Source organism: Curtobacterium sp. MCBA15_007 (genome assembly GCF_001864905.1).
In the GTDB taxonomy this organism is placed as follows: domain Bacteria; phylum Actinomycetota; class Actinomycetes; order Actinomycetales; family Microbacteriaceae; genus Curtobacterium; species Curtobacterium poinsettiae.
The window spans coordinates 36,903-49,656 of the sequence record NZ_MJGM01000078.1 but is presented as its reverse complement, the minus strand read 5'-3'; the positions used below and the strand labels follow the sequence as shown (position 1 = coordinate 49,656).

Sequence of the window (12,754 nt, the reverse complement as noted above, 5' to 3'; positions counted from 1 at the left end):
GAACTCGTGGACCTGGATGCCTACGCCGAGGTGCATCGTGACCGGTGGCAGGAGCTCGACCGGCTGGCGCGTGCCCGGCACCGGTCCGGTGCGGACGTCGACCGGCTCGTCGCCGGCTACCAGGAGGCCGCCACCGACCTCGCCCGCATCCGCGGTGCCGCACCGCGCACCGTGACCGGCGACCGGCTCTCGCTCACGCTGTTCCGCGCCCGACTGCGCTTCACCGGCACCCCCGTCGACCCGCTGACCGCGGTCGCACTGTTCTTCACGCGGCAGCTCCCCGCGGCGCTCTACCGGATCCGCTGGGTGACCATCTGGGTCGCGCTCGCCACGGTGGCGATCGGGGCGATCGTCGCGATCTGGATCACCACGACCCCCGGTGCGACGGCGACCTTCGGCAGCGACGAGGCCCTGCGCCGGTACGCCACGCAGGACTTCGTCGACTACTACTCGAACCGCGGTCTCGGGGCGTTCACGGCGCAGGTCTGGACGAACAACGCGTACATCGCCGCGACGATGGTCGCCTTCGGAATCACCGGGGTCTTCGTGCCGTTCTCGATCATGCAGAACGCCGTCAGCCTGGGGGTGTCCGCGGCGATCATGCACTCCCAGGGACGCCTGGCCGACTTCTTCCTCTACATCTCCCCGCACGGGCAGCTGGAGCTCTACTCGGTCTTCCTGGCCGGTGGCGCGGGGCTGATGATCTTCTGGTCGTGGGTGGCACCGGGCCCCGGTCGCACCCGCGCCCAGGCTCTCGCCGAGGACGGCCGGGCACTCATCACCATCGCGATCGGCCTGACCCTGACCCTGCTGCTGTCCGGCATCGTCGAGGGCGTGGTGACGCGGCAGGACTGGCCGTGGCCGGTCAAGATCGGCATCGGCACGCTCGCCCTGGTCGCGGTGCTCGCGTACCAGTGGGTGCTCGGCGGTCGCGCCTACCGGGCGGGGGAGCGCGGCGACCTCGAGGAGTTCGAGCGCGGCTCCACCGCCCTGGTGGCCGGCTAGGGCCTGCCCCGGTTCAGAGTCGGCCGGAGGCCTTCGCCCGGATGTAGGCGTCGGCGACGAGCGGCGGGACGTCGGCCGGCGCGCCACGGACGACCTCGGCGCCGGATCGGCGTGCGACGTCGGCCGCTCCGTCCGCGTCGAGCAGCGTGCGTTCCGCGGCGGCGCGTCGGTAGACGTCGCGCTCCGCGCCGGTGGGGAGGCCCGGCACCCGTCCGCCCCGCGCGGTGCGGATCGACGTGGTCGGGTCCACCCCGCCGTGTGCCATCCGCTCGACGGCCGGGTCCTCGATGCTCGTCACGACCACCGCGTGCCGTCGGGACAGCCGGGGGAGCACGGCGAGCAGGTCACCCGAGGCACCGACGGAGTCCAGGCTCGAGGCGAGGACGACCAGTGCGCGCGAGGTCGTGATCGAGTCGACGAGTGCGGGCACGGACGCCCAGTCGGTCGCGGCGAGCCCGGGTTCGGCCATCGCGAGTGCTTCGCCGAAGCGCTGCACGACGTCGGTGCGGGTGGCGCCGTGCACGCGGTCGTGCGCGGTGTCGTCGAGGACGACCAGGTCGACCCGGTCACCGGCGGCGGCAGCGAGCGCGCCGAGGAGCAGCGCCGACTCGATGAACGTGTCGAGCCGTGGCTCGTCGGCGACACGGCCGGCACCCGCTCGCCCCGCGTCCACCACGACGACGACGCGCCGGTCCCGCTCCGGCCGCCACGTGCGGACGACGAGGTCCTGTCGCCGAGCGGTCGCCCGCCAGTCGATGGAGCGCACGTCGTCACCGCGGACGTAGTCGCGCAGCGAGTCGAACTCGGTGCCGTGCCCGCGGAGCTGCAGGGTGGTCTCGCCGTCGAGCTCGCGGAGCCGTGCCAGGCGTGACGGCAGGTGCCGCCGCGACCGGAAGGGCGGCGTGACGACGAGTTCGCCCGGTGCTGCCACGACCCGCTGGCGTGCCGCGAGGCCCAGGGGGCCGAAGGACCGCACGGCGACCCCGGTGGTTCGGCGTCGGCCGCGGCGGAACGGTGTGAAGCGCATCCGCGCCGTCCGTCGCTCCCCGCCGGGCACCGTCATCCGGATCCGCCGGGGGCGGTGGCCGGCCGACGGCTCCCACATGTCGCGGACCGCGCCACGGACCGTCCGGGTCCCGTCGTTCGCGAGCACGAGCGTGCCGTCGGCGGTGCTGTCACGTCGGGCGAGCCGCGGCATCCGGCGTTCCACCCGGACCCGGCGCAGGTCGGCGGCGAGCAGGACGTCGAGCACGGCGGCGAGCAGCACCACCCCGACCCACGCCAGACCGGCCCACCCGCTGCCGAGCAGCACGGTGGGGACGAGGGCGACGGCGAGGAGCGCGACGAACCGACCGGAGACCGCCACTAGATCGGCACCCGCACCTGCTCGAGCACCTGCTGGAGCACGCCGTCGGCGCCGACGCCCTCGAGCTCGGCGTCCGCGGCGACCCGCAGGCGGTGCCGCCAGACCGGCAGCGCCATCGCCTGCACGTGGTCCGGGGTGATCGCGTCGTAGCCGGTGAGCCACGCCCAGGCCTTCGCGGCCGCGAGCAGGGCCGTCGCGCCACGGGGGCTGACGCCGACCCGGACCGAGGGCGCCTGACGCGTGGCCCGGGCCAGGTCGACGATGTAGGCGAGCACGTCGTCGCGGGCACCGACGCCGCGGACTGCGCGCTGCGCCCGCACGACCTCGTCGACGCCGACCACCGGGGTGATGCCGGCCGACCGCACGTCGCGCGGGACGAACCCGTCGGCGTGGCGTCGGAGCACCTGCCACTCGACGTCACGCGGGGGGATGTCGAGGGTCAGCTTCATCAGGAACCGGTCGAGCTGTGCCTCGGGGAGCGTGTACGTGCCCTCGAACTCGATCGGGTTCATCGTCGCGGCGACGAAGAACGGGTCGGGCAGCGCACGGGCGTCGCCATCGACGCTGACCTGGCGTTCCTCCATCGCCTCGAGCAGGGCCGACTGGGTCTTCGGGGGCGTCCGGTTGACCTCGTCGGCGAGCAGGACGTTGGTGAACACGGGGCCCTCGCGGAACGGGAACGTGCCGGTCGACGCGTCGTAGACGAGCGATCCGGTGACGTCGCCGGGCATCAGGTCGGGCGTGAACTGGATGCGCTTCGTGTCGAGCGTCATCGCGGCGGCGAGGCTGCGCACGAGCAGGGTCTTGGCGACACCGGGGACGCCCTCGAGCAGCACGTGCCCCTGGGCGAGGAGGCCCACGATCATGCCGGAGACCGCGCCCTCCTGGCCGACGACGGCCTTGGCGACCTCGGTGCGGACCCGGCCGAACGCGTCGCGCAGGTCGGTGCCGGCGGCGCTCGAGTGGTCGGGCTCCGCCGCGGCGTGCTCGGTGGTGGCAGGGGGCAGGTCGGTCACGGTCGTGCTCCTGGTCGGTCGGGGTCAGAGGTCGGGTGGTCGCCGGAGGTCACCCGGCGGACGGCGCGTTCGAGGTCGTCGAGCGCCGCGGTGCCGTCGACGAGCGCGCGGTCGTCGTCGGTGGTCCCGCCGACGAGCACGGCGCCGACACGGGTGTGCGGCATGCCGGTCGCCTGCGCAGCGGCGCGGACGACCTCGTCGACGTGGGCGGAGCGGGGGAGCCCGAGCAGCCGGGCGATCCGTCGGACGGCGGCGACGCGCAGGGTGTCCAGCGCGTGGGTGCGGTCCCGCGTGCGGGCGTACATCCGGGCGCGTCCCTCGGTCGTCTCGGCGGCCCGGACGACGACGGGCAACCGCTCGACGACGAGCGGGCCGAGGCGCCGACCACGCCAGACGCCCGCAGCCACGGCGACGAGGGCGAGCAGGGCGAGGGCACTCGGCACCCACGGCGGGGCGAGCTCGCCGAGGGTCGGAGCGGCGTCGGGTGTCCCGACCGTCGGGGTGTACCAGACGAGCCGCTCGTCGCCGCCGAGCAGCCCGAGGGCCAGCGCGGCGTTCCCGGCGGTGGCGATGGTGTCGTTCCGGAACGCCGAGGTGGTGCCGACCAGCGTCACGTCACCGCCCGGCGTGGTGGTGCGGACGAGGCCCCAGACGCGGGAGTCGCCCGCACCGGTCGGCGCGCACCGCTCGGCGCTCTCGTCCTGCACGGTGTACCCGGAGCCTGCGGTCGTGACCCGCGCTGCCGAGGCCGCCGCGGGGATCCCGCACGAGGTCGTCGAGACGGTGGCGTTGCCGTCGATCTGGCCGGGCGGGTCGATCGGGAAGCCGAGCAGCGCGTCGAGGCCGGCGCCGCTCGTCCCCACGACCACGACGTGCCGGGCGGTGCGCGCGATCCGTTCCGCGACGGCGGGGTCGAGCGCGCCGTCGGCGTCGTCGATGAACACCGTGCCGCCGTCGAGCGCGCCGGTGCCGTCGAGGGTGTCGGTCACGGTGACCGCGGTGCCGCGCTGCTCGAGGACGCGCACCAGGGCGGCGGATCCGCTCGCCGTCGTCGAGGTCGGGTCGAGTGCGCGCGGTGCGCCCTTCTCGGTGCCCTGCACGACCGCCGTCAGGGCGGCGAGCAGGACCCCGACCAGGACGATCACGACCCAGAAACCGAAGCGGAACCGGCGTCCCTCGGCCGGACCGGAAGCCGGATCCGAGGCCGGAGCCGAGGCCGGAGCCGAGGCCGGGGCCGAGGCCGGGGCGGCGCTCGTCCGGGTGGCGGTGTCGGCCGTCATGCCGGCACCACCGGTGCCTCGACCCGCGCCGGGCGGGCCTGTCGGACGGTCTGCTCGGTGTCGAGCACGCGGAGGGCGGTGTCCTGGTCGGCCTCGGCACCGAGGTACCGGACCGCGTCGAAGGACGTCGCCGCGGCGTCGAGCGCACCGGCTGACGCGGGGAACGGCACGGCGCCGCGTGCGGCGATCGTGCGGGCGGTCGCACCGGGCACGTCGGGCACCAGGTCGCGCTCACCGAGTCCGCGGGCGATCGCGCGGAAGCCGTCCAGCACCGCTGCCGACCAGTCGGCGCGGCGCACTGCGGCCTGGGCCGCCTCGAGGAGTTCGCGGGCGGAGCGCAGGTCGTCGGCGTCGAAGACCCCGCCGGTGTCGCCGTCGCCGGCCCGGGCGCGCCGTCGGGGGAGCCCCCGCGCGACGACGACGAGCACGACGACCGCGACGAGCACCACGATCGCGATCACCAGCGCGGTGCGGGCCGCGGCGGGGGAGTCGAGACCGTCGGCGCGGAGCGAGCCGAGCCAGTCGAGGAAGGACCGCGAGGCACGGTCCCACCACGTCGGCTGGGCACCGTCGTAGGCGGACCGGTCGAGTTCGCGTTCGAGCAGACGACGCGCCTCGTCCGGGTCGACCGCCGTCACGCGTTGCCGTTCGGCGGCGACTGGCCCGGACCCTGCTGCCAGGGCGGCTGCTGCGACTGGGACTGCGGCTGTTGCTGCCCCGGCTGCCACGGCTGCTGGGTGGGGTGCCACTGCGGTTGCTGCTGCTGTGCGGGTTGCCACTGCGGTTGCTGCTGCCCGGACCACTGCTGCTGCCCCGGCCACTGCTGCTGCTGCGCCTGCCACTGCTGGCCGCCCCACTGCTGCTGCGGGGGCCACGGCGGCCGCGCGACGGGCTCGGACGGCGCGAACGGGTCGGTCGGCTGCCCGGAGTCCAGGTGCGACGCGATCCGCTGGTCCAGGGCCTCGGTGCGGATCCGCCGGTCGATGGCCAGGAACGTGGTGACCGACGCGCTCAGGACGTCGGTGATGCACTGCACCGCCATCGCGAGCAGGCTGCCGATGACGATCGCGATGACCGCACCGGCGCCGGCGCCCGACGGACCGCCGGTCTGCCCGAGCGGGTCGAACGTGCCCCCGACGAGCACGGTGCCGACGGTGAGCGGGATCGACGCGATGGACGCCGCGAAGCCGAACATCAGCTGCACGAGCAGCAGGATGCCGAAGGTCCGCCAGAAGGCCCCGCGGGTCAGGCGCCACGACTGGGCGGCAGCGGCGAAGACCGGTCGGCCCTCGAGCGCGATCGTCGGGACGGTGAACACGAAGCGGATGCCGAGCCACACGACGACGACACCGAGCCCGAGCACGAAGAGCACGAGCGCCAGCACGAACCAGCCGGTCCCGGAGCCGGCGGCACCGATCGTCGCGAAGACCCCGAAGAAGACGAGCCCCGCGACGATCGCGATGACGACGCCGGCCGCGGTCTGCACGAGCATCCACGCGACGACCGGCCAGCGACGTCCGGCCAGCAGCGCCCACAGCCCGCGGAACGTGGCGCGGCGGCCGAGCACCCGCTGCCCGGTGTCCGCGGCGACCGGCGCGACGAGGAACCCGCGACCGAGGTAGGCGAGGAAGGGCAGCCCGATCGACATGAGCGCCGTGAGCGTCAGCGTGCCCGCGGCCACCGAGCCGGCGCCACTGCCGCCGTCGAGGGCGGAGAACATCCGCGACTGCAGTGCCTGCTGCCCGAACGTGCTGGCCAGCGTCGACAGCAGGCCGAGTACACCGCTCAGCAGCACGCTCCAGAGCAGCAGCACGCGGGCGTTCCGACGGAAGACCGTGAACGCGCCGGCCAGGACGTCGCCGAGCCCGAGCGGGCGCAGCGGGATCACCGGACGCGAGCCGCCGGACGGACCGCCCGGTCGCCCCGGACCCGACCCCGGGGCGGGCTGCGGCGGCACCGAGAAGCGGGGCGGGCCTCCTGGCTGGGGTCCGGGTCCCTGTGTCGGTCCGGACGCCGGCGGTGTCGGCGCACCCTGCTGCCCACCGCCCGGTGTGTGCCAATCGGACATGACTCCAGCCCCCTCGTCGTGTCGGACCGTGCCAGCGATGCACGTCCCACCCCCATCCTGTCGGAAAACCCCGCGCGGCGGGGCCTCGGCTATCGTGTGGGGACACGTGCCGACCACGGCACTCCCGCACGCCACCCGGAGTCCAGATCACATGACACCGCGCATCCTCGTCGTCGACGACGACCAGGCCCTCTCCGAGATGATCGGCATCGTGCTCCGCTCCGAGGGGTACGAACCCGAGTTCAGCGCCGACGGCAACGACGCCGTCGACGCGTTCCACGCCACCAAGCCGGACCTCGTCCTGCTCGACGTCATGCTGCCCGGCATCGACGGCATCGAGGTGTGCAAGCGCATCCGTGCCGAGAGCGGCACGCCGATCATCATGCTCACCGCGAAGAGCGACACCGCCGATGTCGTCCTCGGGCTCGAGAACGGCGCCGACGACTACGTCGTGAAGCCCTTCAACCCGAAGGAGCTCGTCGCGCGCATCCGCACCCGACTGCGGCCCAGCGCATCCGACGCCACCGTGCTGCACGTCGGCGACGTCACGGTCGACGTCGCCGGGCACGAGGTGCGCCGCGGCGACACCGTGATCGCGCTCACGCCGCTCGAGTTCGACCTGCTCCGGGCGCTCGCCGAGAAGCCCAACCAGGTCTTCACCCGCGAGATGCTGCTCGAACAGGTCTGGGGCTACCACTACAAGGCGGACACCCGGCTGGTGAACGTCCACGTGCAGCGGCTCCGCGCGAAGATCGAGCACGACCCGGACAACCCGAAGACCGTCACCACGGTGCGCGGCGTCGGGTACCGCGCCGGAGGAGCCTGAGCACCGTGCCGCCCTCGACGCGCCCGTCGGGCCCGGCCCGCGGTGTCAGCGGCGCCACGGTCTCGATCGGTGTCGTCGACCGTGGCCGTCGCCGGATGCGGCGCTGGCTCCGACGGGGCTGGCGCCCGATCGCGTACCTGTGGCGGCGCTCGCTCATGTTCCGCTCGGTCGCCATCACCGTGATGACGACGGGGCTCGCGGTGGGGATCATCGGCACCGCGGTCATGGTGAGCATCTCGACGAACGTCTACTCGCAGCGCCGTGACCAGATCGAGTCGGAGTCGGCCCGGGCCACCATCGTCGCCCAGGGGATCTTCGACGCGGCGACCGCGGCCGAGGACAACAACCAGTCCGAGCTCGAGACCCTGCAGAACGAGGCGCAGCAGGCGATCCTGTCGAACACGACGAGCCCCGGCGGGACGAGCATCGCGATCGAGCGGAGCCCGGGCCAGTCCACCCCGCAGACGCTGCAGACCATCGCCAGCCAGGACTTCCCGGACGCGGTGATCACCGACGACCTGCGGAAGGAAGTGGGGCAGAACACCGGTCGGCTTAGCCTGCAGCCCGTCCAGCTCGACGACGACGGGCGCCGCGTGCCGGGGCTCGCCGTCGGGTCAACCCTGCAGATCCCGAGCGCCGGGCAGTACGAGCTCTACCTGGTCTACGACCTCTCGGACGCGCAGCAGACCCTGGACTTCGTGTCCCAGACGCTGTCCATCGGCGGTGTGGCGCTCATGGTGCTCATCGCCCTGGTCACCTCGCTCGTCGTCCGGCTCGTCGTCGTGCCGATCCGCGGTGCCGCCGAGACGAGCCGGAAGATCGCCGCTGGTCGCCTCGACGAACGCATCCCGGTGCGCGGCCAGGACGACCTGGCGACCCTGGCGCGGAGCTTCAACGGCATGGCCGAGGCGGTCAGCCGCCAGATCACCCAGCTCGCCGAGCTCTCGCGCGTGCAGCAGCGGTTCGTCTCCGACGTCTCGCACGAGCTCCGCACCCCGCTCACCACGATCCGGCTCGCCGGCGACATGCTCTACGACTCCCGGCACGCGTTCGAACCGTCGGTCGGTCGGTCCGCCGAGCTCCTGCACGCCCAGGTGGAGCGCTTCGAACTGCTCCTCGCCGACCTGCTCGAGATCTCCCGCTACGACGCCCAGGCGGTCCAGCTCGACACCGCGCCCGTCGTGCCGGCGTCCATCGCCGCGGACATCGTCGACGAGTTCCGTCCGCTGGCCGAACGCGCCGGCATCGACCTGCAGCTCGCCACGCCCGGCGGCCACACCACCATGCGGCTCGACGCCAAGCGCGTCCGCCGGATCCTCCGCAACCTGGTCGGCAACGCGATCGAGCACGGCGACGCCAAGCCCGTGCAGGTCGTCGTCGACAGCGATGCGCGCACCGTCGCCATCGCCGTCCGTGACCAGGGGGTCGGCATGCCGCCGGAGGACGCTGGACGGGTGTTCGACCGTTTCTGGCGCGCCGACCCGAGCCGCAAGCGCACCATCGGCGGCACCGGGCTCGGTCTCGCGATCAGCCTCGGCGACGCCAAGCTCCACGGTGGCCGCATCGACGTGTGGTCCCGGCCGGGCGAAGGGTCGACGTTCGTGCTGACCCTGCCCCGCAACGAACAGGGGACGACCGCCACCTCGGCCATCCCGCTGCCCGAACTCGACGAGTCGTACGACGGCCCCCGCGCCGTGCGAGAGGAGTCCTGATGCGCCACCGGATCCGCCACGTCCTCGTCGTCGCGCTCGCCGCGGTCAGCCTGTTCGCGGTCACCGCCTGCGCAGCGATCCCCACCGACGGCGCCGTGCGCACCGGGCAGACCATCAAGGACGAGTCGCTCTCGGGCGTCGACTTCCGGCCGGACAAGCCGATCACCGGATCCGACCAGACGGCCATCCTCCGCGGGTTCATCGCCGCGGCCACCGGCGCCCAGGACAACTACGCGATCGCCCGGCAGTTCCTGGCCGACGACTTCGCCCAGCGGTGGAACCCGCGGCAGGGCGTCACGATCCGCGACGGCAGCGGCACCGTCGAGCGCGCCGACGACCGTGAGCTCACGTACACGATGACGGCCAGCGCCACCGTGGACGCCGAGGGGGAGTACACCCAGGCCGTCCGCCCCACCTCGTCGACGCTGACGTTCCAGTTCGTCCGCGAGGACGGCGAGTGGCGCATCGCCTACGCCCCGGACGGCATCATCCTGTCGCCGGTCAGCTTCGAGTCGGTGTTCCAGCCGCACGCGCTGTACTTCTACGACCCCACCTACCGCTTCCTCGTGCCCGACCAGCGCTGGTTCCTCGCCCGGTCCTCCACCAGCACCCGCATCGCCAGCGCCCTGCTCGCCGGCCCCGCCGACTGGCTGAAGGGGGCCGTCGTCTCGTCGTTCCCGGAGGGCACCCAACTGTCCCTCAACGCGGTGACGATCGACAGCGGCACGGCCCTCGTCGACCTGTCGAGGGACGCCCTGGGCGCGAGCACCATCGACAAGGTCCGGATGCGCGAACAGCTCAGCAAGTCCCTCGCCTCGGTCGCCACCATCTCGTCGGTGTCGATGACGATCGAGGGCGCGACGCTGTCGGTGCCGGACTCCGGGGGAGCGGACGCCCAGCAGAACCCCGACGTCGACCCCAGACCGCTGGTCGAACACGACGGCGTCGTCGGCTACGCAGCCTCGGGCACCGGCAAGGTCGCCGAACTCGGCAGCGGCGTCGGTGCGGCGATCGCCGGCCTCGACCCGACCTCGATCGCCCTGTCGGCATCCGGCACCACCGCGGCCGTCGGCAACCGGGACGGCGCGGTCGTCGTGCGCGGCAAGGACCGCCTGCGCGTCGACGCACGCGAGGACCTCGTCGCCCCCGCCGTCGACGACCTCGGCTTCGTGTGGGTCGGAGAACAGTCCGACACCCGCCGCATCACCGCGTACGGCCTCGGCGGCGACCCGCACGAGGTCCGCACCACCCTGCCGCGCGGCGACCTCGTGTCGTTCCAGGTGTCCCGCGACTCCACCAGGGCGCTCGCGCTCATCGAGACCGCCGACGGACCCGGCCTGTACGTGATGGCGATCATCCGCGGGTCCGACCGGTCACCCAGCTCGTTCGGCGCTCCCGTCCGGGTGCAGGCCGCCAGCGGCACCGCCGTCGACGCCACGTGGGTGAACGACACCGACGTCGCCTCGGTCGGACAGACCACCAGCGGCCCGAACATCGTGCGCACGACCATCGGCGGCAAGTCGAGCACCCTGCCGAAGCCCGACGGCCGCGCGACCGCGATCAGCGGGGGCAGCGGCGGGGCGCTGCTGCTCCGGATGTCGAGCGGTGACGTCCTGCAGTCCACCGGTGGTGGCTGGGACACGACGGGCGTCACCGCCGACGTGCTCGGCGTCCAGCGCTGACGGCACCCTCCTCCACACCGCACCCGGCCTGGAGGCCCGTCCACAGCCCGGCCCACCGGCCCACCGCCGTCGTCCGGTCACCGCCACGATCGTGGTCGTGCCCCCTGACGACGCCCCCACCCCGTGGCGTGACGCCCTGCTCGCCGTGCTCGGACTGTTCCTCCCCGTCGCCTGCCTGGGCTGCGGCCGCCCGGACCGCGCACTCTGCCCGCCGTGCCGCGCGGCGCTCGACGCACGCCCCGGGCGCGTCCGGCTCGTCGCCGGCGTCCGGCTCGACGCCGCCTTCGAGTACGAGGGGCTGGTCCGCACCCTGGTCCTCGAGCTGAAGCTGCGCGGCCGGGTCGACGTCGCCCGTCCGCTCGGTGGCCGGTTCGGTGCACTCGTCCGGACGGCGCTCGCCGCGGCACCGGACGGCACCGTGGTGCTCCGCGTCCCGCCGTCCCGTGCGGGTGCCCGGCGCCGCGGGTTCGACCCGGTGGTGCTCCTGCTCGCCCGCGGCGGTGTCCGGCGGACGGGGCGGCTCGTCCGGACCCGGGCCGGACGCCGGGGTGCGGGGCCCGGGCAGAAGGAACGATCGGCGGTGGAGCGGGTCGCCGCCACCGTCGGCACCCTGCGCGCGGTCGGGGTCGCCGGCCGCCACGTGGTGCTCGTCGACGACGTCGTCACGACCGGCGTGACGATGGCCGAGGGTGTCCGCGCCGTGCGGTCGGCGGGTGGTCGGGTGGTGCGCTGCGTCGCCCTGGCGAGCGTCGACGAATGACGGCTCCGTGAACACCCGGTGTCCACTGAGCGTCCGGTGAGTGTCCGACAGACTCGCCGACGCCCCGTGACGCCGAGGGTGCGCCGGGTCTAGCCTCGCGGCAAGGCGTTCGGGTCGCCGGACGGAGGCGACGCGCCGACACTGGATGGGAGCCGCCACATGGACGTGACGATCACGGGCCGGAACGTCGGGGTCACCGACCGTTTCCGCACCTACGTCGAGCAGAAGTCCGAGAAGATCGACGTGCTCGCCGACCGCGCCCTCGCCTTCGAGGTGCGCATCAGCCGCCACCACGAGAAGTCGAGCGGCAGCCAGGGCGAGGACCGCGTGGAGCTCACGCTGATCGGGCCGGGGCCGCTCGTGCGGGCCGAGTCCGCGGCGTCGGACAAGTACGCCGCCTTCGACCTCGCCTTCGCGCGGATCATGGAGCGCCTCCGTCGGGCGCGCGACCGCCGCAAGGTGCACCACGGCCGCCACCGTCCCACCTCGGTCGCCGAGGCCGCCGGCAGCGCGTTCGACGGCATGGGTGTCGTCCCCGCCGACGGCAAGCTCATCGAGGAGGTCGCGACCGGTGCGGTCCCGGTCGTCGACCAGGACACCGCCGAGGACGAGAACGAGGTCTACAGCCCGGTCGTCATCCGGCACAAGGTGTTCGAGGCCGCCCCGATGACGGTCGACGACGCCCTCTACCACATGGAACTCGTCGGGCACGACTTCTACCTGTTCCTCGACGCGGAGACCCGTCGTCCGAGCGTCGTCTACCGACGGAAGGGCTGGGACTACGGCGTGATCGGGATCGACGAGGTGCCCGCCGGCCAGGCGCAGGCCTCGGGCACGGCGGACTCCGACGCGGAGCGCGCAGCGGCGATCGCCTGACGTCCTCGCGGAGCCTCCGGTTCCGCTCCGTGTGCGCGGTCCGTTCGCGGGCCGCGCACACCCGTGTCCGCGACAGCCGCGGCGCTCACAGCGCCGAGCGTTCGCGGGTTGCTAGCATGACTGGTCGATCGGGCGTGCAGGTCGCGCGCGACGACCCCGTAAG

At 73.7% G+C, this 12,754-nt stretch carries 11 protein-coding genes; 6 read left to right on the top strand and 5 right to left on the bottom strand.

Features of this window, described 5'->3' with window-relative positions; translation table 11 throughout:
• Window positions 1-6 precede the first annotated feature (6 nt).
• Window positions 7-1,005: a stage II sporulation protein M gene (locus BIU95_RS15870; protein ID WP_071252162.1), complete on the top strand. Its 999-nt coding sequence runs from the start codon at window positions 7-9 to the stop codon at window positions 1,003-1,005.
• A gap of 13 nt (window positions 1,006-1,018) precedes the next feature.
• Here BIU95_RS15870 and BIU95_RS15865 read toward each other — a convergent pair whose 3' ends face one another.
• The 5 genes from BIU95_RS15865 to BIU95_RS15845 form a co-directional block, all read right to left on the bottom strand.
• Window positions 1,019-2,371 (bottom strand): DUF58 domain-containing protein, encoded by a 1,353-nt coding sequence (locus tag BIU95_RS15865; protein WP_071252161.1) that lies wholly within the window; start codon window positions 2,369-2,371, stop codon window positions 1,019-1,021.
• Entirely contained in the window at window positions 2,371-3,312 is a 942-nt protein-coding gene (locus BIU95_RS15860; RefSeq protein ID WP_042538896.1) for a MoxR family ATPase, read from the bottom strand. The genes BIU95_RS15865 and BIU95_RS15860 overlap by 1 nt, the downstream gene beginning before the upstream one ends.
• 71 nt (window positions 3,313-3,383) lie before the next feature.
• A complete protein-coding gene (locus BIU95_RS15855) occupies window positions 3,384-4,667 on the bottom strand; it encodes a DUF4350 domain-containing protein (protein ID WP_071252159.1) in 1,284 nt (427 codons plus the stop codon).
• Window positions 4,664-5,305 carry a DUF4129 domain-containing protein gene (locus tag BIU95_RS15850; protein ID WP_056070922.1) on the bottom strand — a complete coding sequence of 214 codons (642 nt, stop codon included), beginning with the start codon at window positions 5,303-5,305 and terminating at the stop codon, window positions 4,664-4,666. The genes BIU95_RS15855 and BIU95_RS15850 overlap by 4 nt, the downstream gene beginning before the upstream one ends.
• Complete coding sequence (locus BIU95_RS15845; protein ID WP_071252157.1) at window positions 5,302-6,555, bottom strand: glycerophosphoryl diester phosphodiesterase membrane domain-containing protein; 1,254 nt, start codon at window positions 6,553-6,555, stop codon at window positions 5,302-5,304. The genes BIU95_RS15850 and BIU95_RS15845 overlap by 4 nt, the downstream gene beginning before the upstream one ends.
• A gap of 331 nt (window positions 6,556-6,886) precedes the next feature.
• On the opposite strand from BIU95_RS15845, the gene mtrA reads away from it, so the two are divergent.
• From mtrA to raiA, 5 genes are all read left to right on the top strand, one after another.
• On the top strand, window positions 6,887-7,561 hold the full coding sequence (gene mtrA, locus BIU95_RS15840) for an MtrAB system response regulator MtrA (protein WP_017888813.1): 675 nt from the start codon (window positions 6,887-6,889) through the stop codon (window positions 7,559-7,561).
• A gap of 5 nt (window positions 7,562-7,566) precedes the next feature.
• Complete coding sequence (gene mtrB, locus BIU95_RS15835; RefSeq protein WP_017888814.1) at window positions 7,567-9,273, top strand: MtrAB system histidine kinase MtrB; 1,707 nt, start codon at window positions 7,567-7,569, stop codon at window positions 9,271-9,273.
• Window positions 9,273-10,955: a GerMN domain-containing protein gene (locus tag BIU95_RS15830; RefSeq protein ID WP_071252154.1), complete on the top strand. Its 1,683-nt coding sequence runs from the start codon at window positions 9,273-9,275 to the stop codon at window positions 10,953-10,955. Before mtrB ends, BIU95_RS15830 begins: the two co-directional genes overlap by 1 nt.
• 97 nt (window positions 10,956-11,052) lie before the next feature.
• On the top strand, window positions 11,053-11,715 hold the full coding sequence (locus BIU95_RS15825) for a ComF family protein (RefSeq protein WP_175470784.1): 663 nt from the start codon (window positions 11,053-11,055) through the stop codon (window positions 11,713-11,715).
• Between the two features lie 159 nt (window positions 11,716-11,874).
• Window positions 11,875-12,591 (top strand): ribosome-associated translation inhibitor RaiA, encoded by a 717-nt coding sequence (gene raiA, locus BIU95_RS15820; protein ID WP_071252150.1) that lies wholly within the window; start codon window positions 11,875-11,877, stop codon window positions 12,589-12,591.
• The last annotated feature ends 163 nt before the right edge of the window (window positions 12,592-12,754 follow it).